Below are 16063 nucleotides of genomic sequence, written 5' to 3' on the forward strand. Positions count from 1 at the left end.
GGCCTCCTGTTTGATCAGTTCTTTGCCGTGAAAGCATCGGTAAACCCAAGGTCTTTCACATCGTTCAACATCGCCCGACGTTCCGCGCGGGTTGCAACGGGTCCAACCAAAACGCGCCAGACCGACTTGTCCTCGCTTTTCAGCTCCATGACTTCGGCAGCCATGCCATTGCGCCGGATCTTGTCCGCCGCGCTCTTGGCGTTGGATTCTACGCTGAATGTGCCCGCCTGAACAAAAGGTTTTGCCAACCCACTTGTCGTCGCAGCACTCGCCGTCGCTGGTGCCGCCGCCGTTGGTTCAGAGGCCTCGATGGCCGCTGCCGCTCCGGCAATCGGGTCCAGAGGCGTTTCGGTGATTGCGTTAGGGTCTTTCTTTTGCCACCACTTGCGCTTGGCCGGTTTTTCAGCCGGTGCCGTCAGTTCGGGATCCGACAATGCTGCCGTCTGTGTTTCTGACGAAGGGGATTCGGTCTCGGCAGCCGCTGCGGTTGCTGCGCCAGCTGCTGCGACTGCAGTCTCGTCGCTTGGCTTTTTCTGCCACCATTTGCGTTTGGCCGGTTTCTCTGGGGCTGGGGCCTCATTCGCGGCCAATTCACTGGTCGGTGCTTCTGCATTGGTCGGGGCTTCTGCATTGGTCGGGGCTTCTGCACTGGGCGCATCTTCATCCGACGATGCAACAACGGCAGCCCCGGCAACGACCGCAGCTCCGGTCGCTGCTTCGGTGCTTGGCTTTTTCTGCCACCATTTCCGCTTTTGAGGCTTTTCAGCAGCGCCCGTTTCTGACGCTTCTGCGGTGTCGGTTGTTTCCGAACTCTCTGCACTATCTGTCTCTTCGGCAGGTTCCGCGGCGACAGGTGCAGGGGGTTCTTCAATAGCCTCACGTCGCAACGCGACAACCTGCACCCTGGTTGGAGCACCAGCCAGCATTCCCAATTGCTCGGCAGCGGATGACGAGACCTGCAGCGCGGGTCCCGGCAAATTCCGCTCACGGCGGAACAGTGCACCCGTTACCGATTTGTTGTTGGCTGTATTCTTAATCAGCACCCGTTCGGGTTGAGTCACATTGGGATGCGCCACCCAGATACCACCCAGCGATGGCCGCCCGTCCCACAATCCTGCTTCGGTGACCTGAAAAACCTCGGGGGCTTCAACATCGCGCTGATTGGTCGCGGCAGCCTCGGGGAACAGTTCGAACCGGTTTGTGTTGTCCGCATCTTCGGCGGCCGTATCCTCAGGCGGGTCCTCTGTTGTAAGTAGCCCTTCTTCGCATCCAGCCAATGCTGCCATGGTCACGACCAAAATTGCCAGCCGTTGTGGCCCAAAGCGTGTGCCCGTAGCTCGCTCCATTTTCTCAATCCCTTGCCTGACAAGGCCATTCCGGCCGCGCCCCACCGCGTCATTGCTGGTTCTTGTTGCCAATCTTGTGCGGTCTTTCCCGCAGATCATAGCGCGGGCATCGGGCCATGGAAAGACTGCTACATTCGCTTCGGCAAGATTTCCCGCTTTATGGCTTGCCACCGCGCTCAACTCGTCATAGACCCAGCCTCACGCGGGGAGGTGGCAGAGTGGTCGAATGCGGCGGTCTTGAAAACCGTTGAACGTGAGAGCGTTCCCAGGGTTCGAATCCCTGTCTCCCCGCCACTCAAACCTGTCTCACTTCAGTTGTGTTTTCTGACCCGGAATTGTGCCGCAATTCCCGCGAGTTGGCGCATGCGCTTTCAATCATAGACGGAGCAGACTGTACATTCAGGGGACAATTCAGGCGCCAGTCTCAGTATAGCATTTTAGCGGGGTCGCTTTGGGCTGGATTTCCCTGATACCCGGAAGTTTACAGGGAAATTTCGCAAAACGGGACTGAGTTCCGTCATTCACTCTATTAGAAATGTATGCTTTTCAGAGGATTACGATGCAAATTCCCTAAATTTTGGAGCAGGGAAGTCTCTCGTGGGAACAGGGAATTGTGCCGACGGATCAGGGAGGGCGAACCCCGTATCAGAGACGCAGGATCTGAAGCTATCAATAGCCGAACTGGCGTTCCTGTTCGGACCAATCAAGTGGGTGGGTCACGCTGACCAGAAGCTTGAGTGTGAGTACGGGTGTCTGAGTGCCGTCGAGAATCGCGACTTGAATCTTCGGAGAGAGAAATGCGAGCTGAGCACGGGAAAGGATGAAAGCGCCGGGGACGCTTTCACGCCGCGCAACTTCCATCAGTTGAGCTCCGGACTTCAGATCGCGGGTCCAGCCATGGGCGCGGATCAACATGGACCGGAGGCGGGGATCGGGTTGGGGTCTTGTCAGAAGAACGTGTCTTGAGCGGGGCAGGGGTGTTGCATAGCTTTTGCTCATGACCAGACCTGCTTTTTTTAAATATTATAAAACCAGTCCTGAGATCATCCGCCTGACCGTGATGTTATACATCCGCTTCCCGCCCTCGCTTCGGAATGTCGAAGATCTGCTGCACGAGCGAGGCATCGACGTGAGCCACGAAACTGTCCGATATTGGTGGAACAGGTTTGGTCCTCTGTTTGCTGCTGAGATCCGAAGAAAGCGTGTTCAGCAATTGAGAGCATACTCCAAATGGAAGTGGCACGTGGACGAGGTTTTCGTGAAGGTGAATGGTAAGCGGCATTATCTTTGGCGGGCTGTTGATCACGAAGGCGAGGTGCTGGAAGCCGTTGTCACGAAGCGTCGAAATAAAGCCGCAGCACTGAAATTCCTCAGGAAATTGATGAGGTGGCACGGTTGCGCCGATGAGATCGTCACAGATCGCTTCGCTTCCTACAAGGCTGCGCTCAGAGAAATAGGCGCGCTTGAAAAACAACAGACGGGCAGGTGGCTCAACAACCGTATCGAGAATTCGCACCTGCCGTTTCGACGACGCGAACGCGCGATGCAGCGTTTCAGGCGCATGCGAAGTCTACAGAAATTCGCCTCCGTCCATTCCTCTGTCTACAACCACTTCAACCAGGAAAGATCGCTAGCCAGTCGAGACACCTTCAAGCTGACCCGCGCAGCCGCTCTTAGCGAGTGGCGTCAACTTTGTTCCGGGTAGTTTCGCGGTTTCCGCCGCAAACTGAGACTGGTTCGAATTCGTTTGACAGCACCCTCTAAGATGTCCGCTCTTTTCCCACAGCCAGACTTTACTCTAACTTGATCCAAGCTGCATTCCTTGAAGAGCTTTGTACGCATGCGGCTACAAACTTTACACCATTGAGTCCATCATGGACCGTTGGATAGACAACCGAAGTACTAGGTGAAATCCCGCCTCGGAAAGCTTGGATTGCCTCAGCAGCCTCTCCATAGATATTTGCGAAACCTTCAAGATATCCCTCGGGATGGCCCGGAGGGACTCTACTCAACCGATTGGCAGCGTCACCTGCTCCAGCTCCATTTCGGGTGATCAGACGCTTGGGTTTGTTGTATGGCGTGAACCAAAGGTAATTGGGATCTTCCTGAGACCACTCCAACCCACCTTTTTCGCCATAGACCCGCAAGCGCAATGCGTTTTCGTTACCGGGCGCCACCTGAGACGACCACAGCATACCACGCGCGCCGCCTTCAAAGCGAAGCAAAACGTGGGCGTTATCATCGACCTTGCGCCCCGGCACAAAGGCCTGCAAATCCGCCGCCAGGCTTTCCGCAGTCAGCCCGGTTACAAAGCAAGCGAGGTTGTAGGCATGGGTTCCGATGTCACCGATTGATCCACCCGCGCCCGAGCGTTCGGGATCGGTTCGCCACTCAGCCTGTTTGAAATCCTGCTGCTCGGTCAGCCAGTCCTGCGGGTACTCAACTTGAACCACACGAATCTTGCCAATTTCGCCGTTGGCAACCATTTCACGCGCCTGCCGAACCATCGGATAGCCCGTGTAATTGTGGGTCAAAATGAACAGTGCCTTCGCGCTTTCGGCCGCCTTCACCAGTCTTTTTGCATCCGCAAGGGTCGAGGTGAGTGGCTTGTCACAAATGACGTGAATACCGCGTTTCAGGAATTCACGCGCGGCTGCATAGTGAACGTGATTTGGCGTGACAATTGAGACTGCCTCGATCCCAGATTTCAATCGGGCTTCCCGGATCGCCATCTTCTTGAAGTCTTCATAAACCCGTTCGAGCCCCAATGCTTGACCACTTTCAAGAGATTTCTCTGGCGTCGAAGACAAAGCACCGGCGACCAGCTCGAACTTGTCGTCCAGTCGCGCCGCTATGCGATGAACACCCCCTATGAAGGCGTCGTTTCCGCCGCCAACCATGCCAAGCCGAATGCGTCCTGATGTTTCTTCACTGCGTCCTGTGACCATCAATCAATCCCCAGCATTTTCCGATTGGCGGCTTCGTCGGCGCCACTATCAGCGAAATCATCAAAGGCTTTCTCGGTCACACGGATGATGTGATCTGACACAAACTGAGCGCCTTCACGCGCGCCATCCTCGGGGTGTTTGAGACAGCATTCCCATTCGACCACAGCCCAACCATCAAAGTCATTCGCCGCCATTTTTGAGAAGACCGCACCGAAATCCACTTGGCCATCACCAAGCGACCGGAACCGCCCAGCCCGATCAACCCAGCTTTGATACCCGGAATAAACACCTTGCCGCCCGGTTGGGTTGAACTCGGCATCTTTGACATGGAACATCCGGATCCGATCTTTGTAGATGTCGATATTGTCCAGATAGTCGAGGCATTGCAGCACGTAGTGCGACGGGTCGTATAGCATGCAGGCCCGTGGGTGATTTCCCGTCCGTTCCAGAAACATCTCGTACGTCACACCATCGTGGAGGTCCTCTCCGGGGTGGATTTCGTAGCATACATCAACGCCGCAGTCTTCGGCGTGATCAAGGATTGGCACCCAACGACGCGCAAGCTCATCAAACGCCGTTTCAATCAAGCCGGCGGGGCGCTGCGGCCAAGGATAGACATAAGGCCATGCCAACGCGCCCGAGAATGTCGCATGTGCAGAAATACCCAAGTTTTTCGAAGCTGATAGCGCTTTCTTGACCTGGTCTACTGCCCATTCTTGCCGGGCTTTCGGGTTCCCTCTGACGCTTTCGGCCGCAAAGCCGTCAAATGCACTGTCATAGGCCGGGTGAACGGCCACAAGCTGGCCCTGAAGGTGCGTTGAAAGTTCAGTAACTTCGACACCATTGTCCCTGGCTTTTCCTTTGAAGTCATCGCAGTAATCGGTGCTGGACGCGGCCTGTTCCAGGTCGAACAGCCGGCCGTCCCAACTGGGCACCTGAACGCCTTTGTATCCACAGTCAGCTGCCCATTTAGTGATCGCGTCCCACGAATTGAACGGCGCTTCGTCCCCCGCAAATTGCGCAAGAAACAAAGCTGGACCTTTGATCGTCTTCATAAAATCTCCTCCCCAAAACCTGAGCCTCTATGGCGGTAAATTTTCCTTCAGATAGATGTCGATGCGGATACGTTCCTGCGCTTTGTTGAACGGAACCTTATCCGAAGTCGCGCGCAGCAGGCGGACGGCTGAACGTACAATGTGCCCAGTGTCTTGCGAGATCAGAGCGTCAAATGTACCGAGCGTGAGCGCCTCACGACTGAGCGGTGTAAGCTCATGAGCTATGATCACCAGATCTTCGCTGAGCTTGTTTTCTGAAAGGAATTGAATCAGGCCTGCGTTACCCGCTGCTGACGAGTATATTCCGACCAGATCTGGATAGGTTTCAAATATTTCGGGCATCATCCTGTAAATCAGATCCGGGTCATCTCGGCCCTCGACTGATGCTACGACTTCGAGGTGCGGAAATTCCTCAGCCACAACAAGGTCAAAGCCTTGACGTCGTTCGAGGTGGTCACGTGCCAAACGGGATCCTGTAAGTACCAAGACCTTGCCGTCACGATGCACAAATCGCCCCATTAGCTGAGCGGCGGTTCGTCCTGCCGAAACGTTATCAATACCGACAAAGTGGTCTCGTTCAGAACTCGGCAAGTCAGACACCAGGGCAACAACCGGAACGCCTTTGTCCCTGAGCCTTTTAACAGCATCCCGGACAGAAGGCGTTTCGGGCCCGAAAACGGCGACTCCGTCTATATCCAAACTGTCTACAGCATCCAGAATGTTGACGATATCTTGGGGCTCAAACGGAGCAACCTTCTTTATTGCAATGCGAGTCCGTTCGATAAATTGGTCGCGTGATTGTTCTGCGATCTGACTGCTGATTGCCTCCACAAACTCGTTGTCCGTGTCCGGCAGAACAAAGAGGAAGTTGTAAACTCGGTTACGCGCAAGGTTGGCCGCGGCCGTGTCGCGCACATACCCCAGCTCATCAATCGCCTTTTGTACTTTCTGTACGGTCACCGCCCGCACGCCGGGGCGTCTGTTCAAGACCCGGTCAACAGTCGCTAGGCTAACACCCGCAACGCGCGCGATGTCATTAACGGTTGGCTTTTTCACCAATTCTAGTTTTTGTTTTTGGTCTTCCACGTGTTCTTCAGCCCTCAATCTCCCGCGCTAAGCCTTCAAACAACAAAGCAACAGCCTCAGCGCCGGGATCGTTATGTCCAACAAGGTTTTCTTCGGGAACATAGGCTGCGCGGCCTGCCTTAGCACGTCGAATATTTGCGGTGTTGTTCGCGCCTTTGCGGGCAGCCTCGGCCGCGTGCGTCAGACCAGATGGCAGCGCGGCAAGTGCCGGTGCTAGGGCGTCAATCATTGTCCTGTCACCGACCTTGGCACCCCCAACCTGGCTGACGCGATTCAGTCCTTCGACGAGAGATTTTGGTACCGATGCTCCGCTCGCACAGGCATCTCCAGCTGCGTTGAAGAAGATTGCGAGTATCACGCCGGAAGAACCACCCATTGTCTGACTTAACTCATTGCCCAACGCCGGAAACAGTTGTGTCAGATCAGCAAGCGGCATGCGGTCAAGGCTACCTTGCAATGCTCTTGCGGCAGTCGCCAATGTGCTTCCTGTATCGCCATCTCCAGATTTCGCGTCCAGTTCGTTGAGGTTCTTCTCTGCGTTGATGAGCAGTTCAGACAACCGGGTGATCGTTTCCCTTGTGGTGGGATTGTTCGAAGGAATTGGATCGATAGGGGTCAGGCCATCAGGCAATGGGGCCACTTTGATCGGGCCGATGGAATCGACCCCGGGCCATGCGGCCAGATCAACGGGTGTTTCAAGGGCTGACAAATCGTCCTGATCCACAGGCAGAATGGAAACCGAAAACCCGTGCATATCCAGCGACGTCATCATGGGTGCCGGGCCAATGATATGGTGGGCAAAACCAGTTTCGGACAACGCATGCGTAAGGACAGCCATTTCTAGCGGAGTTGTAGAACCCAGGTTGTTGACCAACGCCACGCAATCCCCGGACCCCACCCTTTGCTTCAGCTTCTCCACCACTGTGGACATAGCCGATACAGCATTTGAGAACTCGACTTGCTGTACACCGGGCTCGCCATGAATACCCAAGCCAAGCTCTGCTTTCCCGGGGGCGATCCGGTCTTCTTTTGGAGATCCCGGAACGGTACAGGTGTCCAAGCTCATACCGATGCTGACAACCTTCGCAATGGTGCTTCTTGCAGCATTTGTAACGGTGTCTAGGTCAGCACCGTCTTCAGCAAGCGCTCCGGCGATTTTGTGAACGAACAACGTACCCGCCACGCCACGTGGTTGCGGAAGATCGGGCAGGGCGATGTCATCGTCGACAACGACCATCTCTACCTTGCGGCCCAATGCACGGGCGCGTTCAGCTGCCAGTCCAAAGTTCAACCGATCACCGGTGTAATTTTTGACGATAAGCAGGCACCCAGCCTCACCCGTGACCGCAAGAATGCCCGCCAGAACCGCCTCGACTGACGGGGATGCAAACACTTCCCCGCACACCGCGGCTGTCAGCATACCGGCGCCAACAAAACCTGCATGGGCGGGTTCGTGACCAGACCCCCCGCCAGAAACCAGGGCGACCTTCGACTTGTCCCAATCCGACCTGTAAACAACCTTGATGTGCGGGTAACCGTCCAACCGGGTCAGTTGCCCTCCGGAAGACGCCAGAAGACCGTCTATGGCCTCTGTAACCAAAGTTTCTTTTGTGTTGAGGAACTGGGCCATGCTTTTGCTCCTTAATTCACGCGCGCGCCGGACGCGTCAAAATACAACGGGTTGTGTGGGCGGATTTTTATAAGTTTTCCAGATGGATAATCCTGATGTACATCAATCAAGGTCACAACCGGGTGACCGTTCAGGTCCAGGTGTAGCCGCGTTTGATCCCCCAGATGCTCTGCGCGTATTACCCGCGCTTCGCTGCCTTCTCCTTCGATGATGTTTTCCGGGCGAAGACCTATTTGCGGACCTTTGTGATTGCCTCCGAACAGCTCGGAAGGCAGAATGTTGATCCGCGGCAGTCCCAACCGGCTGGCGACATAAACGCTACCGGGGTTTTCATAGATGTCCCGGGGTGTTCCGTACTGAACCAGCCTGCCGTTTTCCAAAACGCCGATATGCGTCGCCATTGTCATAGCTTCGACTTGATCATGGGTCACGTATAGCAAGGTCGATCCCAGATCCGCCTGAATTCTTTTTAATTCGACCCGCAAATCCGCCCGAAGCTTGGCGTCCAAAGAGCTGAGGGGTTCATCCATCAGAAATATCTGGGGGTCTCGCACCAGCGCTCGTCCAATTGAAACGCGCTGCATTTCACCGCCAGACAGTTCAGTTGCTTTGTTGTTCAACTTGTGCGGAATCTGGAGGATGTCCGCAACTTCGTTAACCTTCCTCTTGATCTCATCCTCTGGCGTCTTCAGGATCGGCGACCTCAGAGGAAAAGTCAGGTTCTCCCGCACTGTCATATGCGGGTACAGTGAGTATTGCTGGAAAACCATGGCCACATCGCGCTGGGCTGGCGTTTCTATTCCAACATCCCGTCCAGCAATACGAACGGTTCCAGAATCCAGTTTCTCAAGTCCGGATATCAATCTCAGCGTCGTTGTCTTTCCCGCGCCCGTTGGACCCAATAGCACCACAAAGGCGCCGTTGGGGATCGTCATTGAGATATCATCCACCGCCTTTAGATTGCCGAATGACTTCGAGATATTCTCTAAAACGACTTCAGCCATTACTTAGTACCTCGTCGTTCAGAGCGGACCTCAACGCGCGTCCGGTGGCCTTTTCAAACAGTGTTACTGCGGGTGAGCGGAACTCTAACCCCACCGTCTCGCCGGGATTTACGACTTCGCGCGCATCAATCCGGGCTTTCAGCTCTCCGTTCGGGCTTTGCAGCGTCACGATCTGGGTGGTTCCCAAATATTCTGTCGCCAGAACCTTGGCTCTGTAGGCGCTCGCATCCGATAGAAAAACATGCTCAGGGCGAACCCCAAAAACTAAGTCACCTTCCGCCCCCTCCATCAGTTTGGGCACGGCTTCGTCATGGCCATTTAGTCGAACCATTTCCGAGTCAGGCGCGACCTTTCCTTGAAACGGCAGGAAGTTCATGGAAGGGGACCCGATAAAATCTGCAACGAACATTGTGGCTGGTTTGTCGTAGATTTCCTGAGGTGTGCCGAATTGCTCAATCACAGCGTTGTTCATCACTACGATCTTGTCGCCCATTTGCATGGCTTCCAACTGGTCGTGTGTCACGTAAACAGTGGTTGCGCCCATACGGTCATGAAGCGCGCGTAACTCTTCGGCCATGTGTTCTCGAAACTCGGCATCTAAGGCACCCAACGGTTCGTCCATCATGAATGCCTTGGGTTCGCGAACGATCGCGCGGCCCAGTGCCACGCGCTGCCGGTCGCCACCTGACAGTCCACCTACCGGGCTATCGAGGATGTCGTTGATCCCCAGAATTCCCGCGACTTCTTCTACTTTGGCTTTTACAGCAGCACGCGGCATGCCCTGCGATATCAGGGGGTAGCTGATATTTTTGCGCACGTTCATGTGGGGATACAGCGCAAACATCTGGAACACGAATGCAATGTCTCGCTCTGATGGGGGTCGCTGGCTGATTTCTTCGCCGTCGAGATAGATCTCACCCGATGTTGGAAGCTCCAAGCCTGCGATCATCCTCAGCGTCGTTGTTTTGCCGCAGCCCGATGGACCAAGCAGCATGAAGAATTCACCATCTTCAATCGTGAACGAGCTTTCCCGCACAGCGGTGAAATCGCCGAACATCTTCTTTACGTTTTTGACAACGATCTGGGCCATTTCTACTCCGGAAAATGGCTGACGATGATGAACATGACAGTTCCGATCAGCGTAACGATGAAGGAATAAGTGAACGCCCAAAGGACGAACGGTTGCATCAGCATAAATACGCCGACCGCGATGAGGATGGTCGCGACCATCTCCCAAGGGCCTCGGCGAAAACGCATTAATCCTGATAGAAACTCGCTCATTTGCGCACCGCTCCGAATGTGATCCCGCGCAGCAGGTGTTTGCGCATCAGGATGGTGAAAATCATGACCGGAATCAGGAAGATCGTGGCACCAGCCGCAACTGCAGGCCAATCCAGCCCACCGATCCCGATGATGGTTGGAATAAAGGGCGGCGCGGTCTGCGCATTCGCGGATGTCAGCAACACGGCAAACGCATACTCGTTCCATGCAAAGATAAGGCAGAAGATCGCTGTCGAAGCGATACCCGTCGCAGCCTGCGGCAGTACAACTTTGTAAAACGCCTGAAACCGCGTGTAGCCGTCTATTAGTGCCGCTTCCTCGTACTCTCGCGGGATTTCGTCGATGAACCCTTTCAGCAGCCAAACAGCCAACGAGATGTTCACACCCGTATAGAGAAGGATCATCCCCAAATGCGTGTCGCTTAGACCGAGGTTTCTGAACATCAGAAAGATTGGGATCGCAACGGCAACCGGGGGCATCATTCTCGTACTGAGGATGAAGAACAGAAGGTCATCCTTGAGCGGCACCTTGAAACGGCTGAATGCATAAGCAGCCAAGGTGCCAAGGAAGATGCTTAGGAACGTCGATCCAAACCCGATGATCACCGAATTCATAAAACGCTCGCCAAACTTGGATGGCCCGACAATAACCATGTCATATTGCCGGACGATCTCATCTGCCCAGTTCTGTGGCGGGTTGGCTTCCAGGAACTCCTGCGTCTGCCGTGTGCGAGTGGTGAAGAGATTGACATAGCCTTCTAGCGTTGGATCAAAGACAACCTTGGGTGGGTAGCTGATCGCATCGGCTGGAGACTTGAAGCCAGTTAGCAAAATCCAAACCAGCGGGATCATCGTGATCAGCGCATAGGTGATAACCAGAAACCCGGCGATCCACTTTGAACGGTTCGAAGGTTCGGTGACGGAAAAACTGCTCATCTCTGTTTCACCTTGTTCAGGGCTTTGACGTAGATCGACGCGAGGCCGAACACGGTGACGAAAAGGATGATCGCATAGGCCGAGGCATAACCCGTGCGCCATTTCTCAAAGGCTTCGCGCTTCAAATTGATGGAGGTCAGCTCCGTAACAGACCCTGGCCCGCCGCCCGTCAGTTGCACCACCAGATCGAACATCTTGAAGTTCTCGATCCCTCTAAACAGCACCGCCAACATGAGGAATGGCAGGACCATCGGGATGGTAATCGTAAAGAACTGGCGCAGCTTGCTGGCCCTGTCGATCTCAGCTGCCTCGTAGATGTAATCGGGAATACTGCGCAGCCCGGCCAGACAGATGAGCATCACGAAGGGGGTCCACATCCAGGTGTCGACAATCACGATGGACCAGGGCGCCAGCGTTACGGACCCGAGCATCTCAAAGCTCGACGGGTCTTTGCCGGTAAACCACGATACGATGTAGTTAAACAGACCGATCTGGGGCTGATAGAGAAACTTCCAGAAGTTCCCGACGACGGCAGGCGACAACATCATCGGCAGCACGATGATCGTGGTCCAAAGATCATTGCCCTTGAATTTCTTGTTGATCAACCACGCCAGAGTAAATCCGATCAGGACTTGAAAAAAAATCGTCCAGAACAGGAAATGCGCCGTCGCCTGCATGTTCAGCCATGTGTCCGAGTCTGTCAGGATGCGCTCGTAATTCCTGAACCCGACATCTTTGACCTCGCGCCCGATCCGGTTGGCCTTGTAGTTGGTAAAGCTCAGTTGGATGGTCCAGATCAAAGGGAAGATATTGATCGCCAGCAGTAGAAATATCGTTGGGGAGATGAATATCCAGGCGATCGCGCGGTCGGATAACCCCCGAATTTTTCGCGCAACTCGCTCGGGCGTTGCCTGCGCAACGCGATCTACGGTCCTGTCAGACATCTCTTTGCCAGTTCTTGTTGGTTTAGGACTCACGGGTGAAGGTAGAGCGGGTTTGCACCCGCTCCTGCCTGTGTCCGGACTAAAGCTTGCCTTCGTCTTCGAAGACTTCCGTCCAATCTTCGATCAGAAGATCAAGCGCTTCTTGAGCTGTGCCTTGGTCGGCAACCACGTAGTCGTGGATGCGCTTCTGCATTGCCAGCAGCAGTTCCGCGTAGGCAGGCTCTTGCCAGAAATCCTGCACCCCGGCCATTGCTTCCAGGAAGTCACCGGCGAACGGTTGGCTGTCTACGAAACCAGGATCTTCCAGCACCGAATTATGTGCCGAGTAGCCGCCTAGTTCCCACCATTTGGCCTGAACTTCTGGCTGCGCGAACCACTTAATGTACTCAAGCGCGGCGTCCTGTTTGTCAGAGTAGCTGACAACAGAGATACCTTGTCCGCCCAGTGTCGAGCCTGCCTGATTTTGTGGTGGGTTGACGAAGAAGTCGATCTTGTCACCACCGGTATTGGGATCGGCATAGAGACCCGGGAAGAACGCAAACCAGTTCATAGCCATGGCGACCTGACCGGACTTAAAGGCGTCCAAGCTCTCGCCCATGTAGGAGTTTGTGTATCCTGGGGGTGTCGCTGTTTTGTAGAATTCTTTGTAAAACTCTAGCGCTTCGACTGCTTCGGGCGAGTTTACGGCACCCTCCATATCGTAGGATCCTGGTGTGTTTTCATATTTGAAGCCCCACGGATAGAGCGCTCCGGTCACACCCATGGTGATCCCTTCGGAACCACGCTCAGTAAAGATCGCCGCACCGTAGACCGTCTTTCCATCGATCTCACGGCCCTGGAAAAACTGCGCGATTTGCAGCAATTCTTTCTGAGACTGAGGTTCACGCAATTCTTGCCCTGTTGCTTCCTTGTACGCAGCTTGGATGTCCGGATTCTCGAACCAGTCCTTGCGATAGAACCAGCCGTTTGCATCCCCCATTGCGGGCAATGCGTAGTAGTTCGGAGTACCTTTAGGCCATGTCGAATAGGCGTAAACCGTTGCCGGCGCGAAATCGTCCATGCTGATGCTCTCGGCATCGAAGAAATCATTCAGTTTTACATAATGACCGTTTTCAGCGCCCCCGCCGATCCACTGACTATCTCCGATCAACAGGTCGCAGAGCTTACCCCCAGAGTTCAGCTCGTTCAGCATCCGGTCGGCAAAGTTTGGCCAGGGAACAAATTCGAAGTTCATCGTGTGGCCGGATTCTGCTTCGAATTCTTTTGATAGCTCAACAAGCGCGTTGGCCGGGTCCCATGCAGCCCAACAGAGCGTCAGGTCTTCAGCATTTGCCTTGGTAGAAAGAGTAGTAGCGGCAAGGACTATTGCGCTGGCCGAAGCCAGTTTTGTGTAAGTCATCCATTCCTCCCTTTTTTGCGCCGTCATTCGAGGATGTGCGAATCGCGGCGTGTCTATAAGGCTATTTGAGGTACGCACCTCAAGTCCAGAAATATTTGAGGTTCGTACCTCAAAATGGCGGAGAGGAACGTTCAATTTGCTTCTTAGTCGTTGACTATATGAGAATTTGTTTATTTTTCTTGATACGCATCTATTCTCGTCAGCGAGGTATTAAATGGCTCTATCGACTAAAATTGGCACAGCCTACAATCGCGGCCATCATGCGGCCAACGCGTTTAGCGAACCCTCTGCTGAAGCACTCACAGATTATTTGGTCGATACCTTTGAGAATTGGAGGTAGCGTCGAATAGCGCGGACCACTCGGGAACGTGTATAACTCGTTTGGTCAGGTGCAGACGTATGAACACACTCTCTATCGTCAGATTGAACCGCTATCCAATTAAAGGATTGAGTGCCGAGCCTATGCAAACCGTGACGCTGCGAGCAGGGGAGGGGATTCCAGGTGATCGCCTTTTCGGGTTCGCGCGCTACAACTCCGGATTTAACGCACAGAACCCCCAGCCTCTGCCGAAAGATCGCTTTGTTGTTCTATTAAATGAGGCTGCTCTGGCAGGTGTTAAGACGAATTTTGATATTGAGACCCAAGATCTTGTGATCAAAGCGAGCGGCAAAACACACAGCTTTAACATGCAAGCTGCAGAAGATCGGAAAAATGCGTCAAATTTCCTTTCTTCAGAGATCGGCTTAAAAGATCCCGAACCGCCAATATTCGTTTCGTCGGCTCCTCATCGGTTTACAGATGTGTCTGTCGTATCACCCAAAATGATGAACGCGATATCCGTTTTAAATTTGGCGTCTGTGGAAAAGTTGGGTGAAAAACTGAACGCAGAAATCCACCCAGCGCGCTTCCGGGCGAATATCGAGATGGACGGTTTACCTCCGTTTTCTGAGTTGGATGAAGCTGGATCAGTTTTCAGATTTGGCGATGTTGAGTTAAAGATACTTTCACGTACGAAAAGGTGTGCAGCCACTGAAGTGAACCCGGAAACGGCCGAGCGGGACATGAAGATACCCTATCAAATTCGGGTGTTGATGGGTCATACGGACATGGGTGTCTATGTTGAGGTTGCTAAAGGCGGAACGTTGAGAGTCGGCCAAACTGGGGAAATCTTAAATTGAATGTTACTCACACCGCCAAAGTAGCAACCCCGGGCGGTTTGTCCCGCGTTCTCTCAAATGATTTGTGTCTACTCTCAGCAAAGCGGCGATTTCTGCCATTTGAGGCGTTACATCATTTCGCTTCGCAATGAGAAATTCTGCTACGACTTTTTGAACTTAGGAGGGCCTGTCGTGTACCGCGCTGAGTAGGACCTCCTCTGTCCCAAAACTGCATTGTAAAAAATCCGGCGTTCACCGGGCTGCAATCTTTGCACACTATATTGATATTGGGCTGCGACCTCGGGTCCTGCTTCCTTCAGAACGTAACCTATGGCAGCTTCCACGTTGAAAGCATGAAGATCGGGATTGCTGACGTCCATGGGAGAACATGGGTTCCGGTGTTGAAGTCGTTGAACAACCTCAATCTACCGATCAGTCCCGCGGTGCCTCTTTGTCCACCCGGCGTTGCGCTTCGGAATGTCGAAGATTTGTTGCACGCGCGAGGCATCGACGTGAGCCACGAAACTGTCCGGTACTGGTGGAACAGGTTTGGCCCAATGTTTGCTGCTGAGATCCGAAGAAAGCGTGTTCAGCTATTCAGAGCATACTCCAAATGGAAGGGCACGTGGACGAGGTTTTCGTGAAGCTGAATGGCAAGAGACACTACCTCTAGCGGGCCGTCGATCATGAGGGCGAAGTGCTCGAAGCAATCGTTACCAAACGTCGAAACAAAGCAGCAGCACTGAAATTCCCCAAGAAATTGATGTAGCGATACGGTAAAGCGGAAACCGTCGTCACGGATCGCTTCGCATCGTACCGGGCCGCTCTTGGAGAGCTTGGCGCTACCGAAAAACAACAGACGGGCAGGTGGCTTAACAACCGAGTCGAGAATTCACACCTTCCTTTCCGACGGCGTGAACGCGCCATGCAACGTTTCGTGCGCATGCGAAGTCTGCAGAAATTCGCCGCCGTCCATTCCTCCGTATACAACCACTTCAAACAGGAAAGATCGCTAGCCAGCCGAGACACCGTCAAGCTGACCCGCGCCGCTGCTCTTAGCGAGTGGCGTCAACTTTGTTCCGGGTAGGTTCGCGGTTTCCGTGGCAAACTGAGACTGGTTCGAATTCGTCTGACAGCACTTTGGTCCCGAAGGGCGGGAAGCTGACATTCTCTGCAGTTGCAAACCTATCCGGTAGCGGAGGCGAAATCCGACCTTCGCGGTCGACGCCTACGGCTAGATTCGAAAATACAAAAAAGCCCCTGTGATTTCGTAGGCG

The 16063-nt window shown here is 54.0% G+C and carries 14 protein-coding genes, 1 tRNA gene and 1 pseudogene; 4 read left to right on the forward strand and 12 right to left on the reverse strand.

Going from position 1 to position 16063, the window contains the following annotated elements; translation table 11 throughout:
- Window positions 1-14: 14 nt before the first annotated feature.
- Window positions 15-1346: an SPOR domain-containing protein gene (locus tag ACR0A1_RS01790; RefSeq protein WP_480865994.1), complete on the reverse strand. Its 1332-nt coding sequence runs from the start codon at window positions 1344-1346 to the stop codon at window positions 15-17.
- Window positions 1347-1550: 204 nt separating this feature from the next.
- Here ACR0A1_RS01790 and ACR0A1_RS01795 point away from each other — a divergent pair.
- Window positions 1551-1640 (forward strand) — tRNA-Ser (locus ACR0A1_RS01795).
- Between the two features lie 375 nt (window positions 1641-2015).
- Here ACR0A1_RS01795 and ACR0A1_RS01800 read toward each other — a convergent pair.
- Window positions 2016-2345, reverse strand: a complete 330-nt coding sequence (locus ACR0A1_RS01800; protein WP_480865996.1) for a hypothetical protein — start codon at window positions 2343-2345, stop codon at window positions 2016-2018.
- On the opposite strand from ACR0A1_RS01800, the gene ACR0A1_RS01805 reads away from it, so the two are divergent.
- Window positions 2344-3051, forward strand: coding sequence for an IS6 family transposase (locus ACR0A1_RS01805; RefSeq protein ID WP_480865998.1), 708 nt, complete (start codon window positions 2344-2346; stop codon window positions 3049-3051). The genes ACR0A1_RS01800 and ACR0A1_RS01805 overlap by 2 nt on opposite strands.
- A gap of 88 nt (window positions 3052-3139) precedes the next feature.
- Here the strand turns inward: ACR0A1_RS01805 and ACR0A1_RS01810 are convergent, their stop codons facing one another.
- The 10 genes from ACR0A1_RS01810 to ACR0A1_RS01855 form a co-directional block, all read right to left on the reverse strand.
- Window positions 3140-4294, reverse strand: coding sequence for a Gfo/Idh/MocA family protein (locus tag ACR0A1_RS01810; RefSeq protein WP_480866000.1), 1155 nt, complete (start codon window positions 4292-4294; stop codon window positions 3140-3142).
- Entirely contained in the window at window positions 4294-5349 is a 1056-nt protein-coding gene (locus ACR0A1_RS01815) for a sugar phosphate isomerase/epimerase family protein (protein ID WP_480866002.1), read from the reverse strand. Before ACR0A1_RS01815 ends, ACR0A1_RS01810 begins: the two co-directional genes overlap by 1 nt.
- A 27-nt stretch (window positions 5350-5376) precedes the next feature.
- On the reverse strand, window positions 5377-6435 hold the full coding sequence (locus ACR0A1_RS01820; RefSeq protein ID WP_480866004.1) for a LacI family DNA-binding transcriptional regulator: 1059 nt from the start codon (window positions 6433-6435) through the stop codon (window positions 5377-5379).
- 7 nt (window positions 6436-6442) lie between these two features.
- Window positions 6443-8065, reverse strand: coding sequence for a dihydroxyacetone kinase subunit DhaK (locus ACR0A1_RS01825; protein ID WP_170626548.1), 1623 nt, complete (start codon window positions 8063-8065; stop codon window positions 6443-6445).
- Between the two features lie 11 nt (window positions 8066-8076).
- The gene (locus tag ACR0A1_RS01830) at window positions 8077-9069 is read right to left on the reverse strand and encodes an ABC transporter ATP-binding protein (RefSeq protein ID WP_480737424.1); all 993 of its coding nucleotides are present in this window, start codon (window positions 9067-9069) and stop codon (window positions 8077-8079) included.
- Window positions 9062-10159, reverse strand: a complete 1098-nt coding sequence (locus tag ACR0A1_RS01835) for an ABC transporter ATP-binding protein (protein ID WP_170403464.1) — start codon at window positions 10157-10159, stop codon at window positions 9062-9064. Before ACR0A1_RS01835 ends, ACR0A1_RS01830 begins: the two co-directional genes overlap by 8 nt.
- 2 nt (window positions 10160-10161) lie before the next feature.
- Window positions 10162-10350, reverse strand: coding sequence for a hypothetical protein (locus tag ACR0A1_RS01840; RefSeq protein ID WP_170399676.1), 189 nt, complete (start codon window positions 10348-10350; stop codon window positions 10162-10164).
- A complete protein-coding gene (locus tag ACR0A1_RS01845) occupies window positions 10347-11285 on the reverse strand; it encodes a carbohydrate ABC transporter permease (RefSeq protein WP_010442361.1) in 939 nt (312 codons plus the stop codon). The genes ACR0A1_RS01840 and ACR0A1_RS01845 overlap by 4 nt, the downstream gene beginning before the upstream one ends.
- The gene (locus ACR0A1_RS01850) at window positions 11282-12229 is read right to left on the reverse strand and encodes a carbohydrate ABC transporter permease (RefSeq protein ID WP_170403466.1); all 948 of its coding nucleotides are present in this window, start codon (window positions 12227-12229) and stop codon (window positions 11282-11284) included. Before ACR0A1_RS01850 ends, ACR0A1_RS01845 begins: the two co-directional genes overlap by 4 nt.
- A gap of 79 nt (window positions 12230-12308) precedes the next feature.
- Window positions 12309-13628 carry an extracellular solute-binding protein gene (locus ACR0A1_RS01855; protein WP_170567723.1) on the reverse strand — a complete coding sequence of 440 codons (1320 nt, stop codon included), beginning with the start codon at window positions 13626-13628 and terminating at the stop codon, window positions 12309-12311.
- Between the two features lie 399 nt (window positions 13629-14027).
- On the opposite strand from ACR0A1_RS01855, the gene ACR0A1_RS01860 reads away from it, so the two are divergent.
- Window positions 14028-14807, forward strand: coding sequence for an MOSC domain-containing protein (locus ACR0A1_RS01860; protein WP_170399685.1), 780 nt, complete (start codon window positions 14028-14030; stop codon window positions 14805-14807).
- 443 nt (window positions 14808-15250) lie between these two features.
- Window positions 15251-15873, forward strand: a pseudogene (locus ACR0A1_RS01865) (IS6 family transposase); the annotation flags it as partial.
- Window positions 15874-16063 lie beyond the last annotated feature (190 nt).

The sequence above is a fragment of the Ruegeria sp. D6 genome (genome assembly GCF_056534365.1).

Coding starts and splice junctions, on each gene's coding strand:
- ACR0A1_RS01835 (WP_170403464.1), bottom strand. CDS start 10,159: ATGGCCCAGATCGTTGTCAAAAACGTAAAGAAGATGTTCGGCGATTTC.
- ACR0A1_RS01850 (WP_170403466.1), bottom strand. CDS start 12,229: ATGTCTGACAGGACCGTAGATCGCGTTGCGCAGGCAACGCCCGAGCGA.
- ACR0A1_RS01830 (WP_480737424.1), bottom strand. CDS start 9,069: ATGGCTGAAGTCGTTTTAGAGAATATCTCGAAGTCATTCGGCAATCTA.
- ACR0A1_RS01845 (WP_010442361.1), bottom strand. CDS start 11,285: ATGAGCAGTTTTTCCGTCACCGAACCTTCGAACCGTTCAAAGTGGATC.
- ACR0A1_RS01825 (WP_170626548.1), bottom strand. CDS start 8,065: ATGGCCCAGTTCCTCAACACAAAAGAAACTTTGGTTACAGAGGCCATA.
- ACR0A1_RS01810 (WP_480866000.1), bottom strand. CDS start 4,294: ATGGTCACAGGACGCAGTGAAGAAACATCAGGACGCATTCGGCTTGGC.
- ACR0A1_RS01860 (WP_170399685.1), top strand. CDS start 14,028: ATGAACACACTCTCTATCGTCAGATTGAACCGCTATCCAATTAAAGGA.
- ACR0A1_RS01815 (WP_480866002.1), bottom strand. CDS start 5,349: ATGAAGACGATCAAAGGTCCAGCTTTGTTTCTTGCGCAATTTGCGGGG.
- ACR0A1_RS01805 (WP_480865998.1), top strand. CDS start 2,344: ATGACCAGACCTGCTTTTTTTAAATATTATAAAACCAGTCCTGAGATC.
- ACR0A1_RS01840 (WP_170399676.1), bottom strand. CDS start 10,350: ATGAGCGAGTTTCTATCAGGATTAATGCGTTTTCGCCGAGGCCCTTGG.
- ACR0A1_RS01790 (WP_480865994.1), bottom strand. CDS start 1,346: ATGGAGCGAGCTACGGGCACACGCTTTGGGCCACAACGGCTGGCAATT.
- ACR0A1_RS01800 (WP_480865996.1), bottom strand. CDS start 2,345: ATGAGCAAAAGCTATGCAACACCCCTGCCCCGCTCAAGACACGTTCTT.
- ACR0A1_RS01855 (WP_170567723.1), bottom strand. CDS start 13,628: ATGACTTACACAAAACTGGCTTCGGCCAGCGCAATAGTCCTTGCCGCT.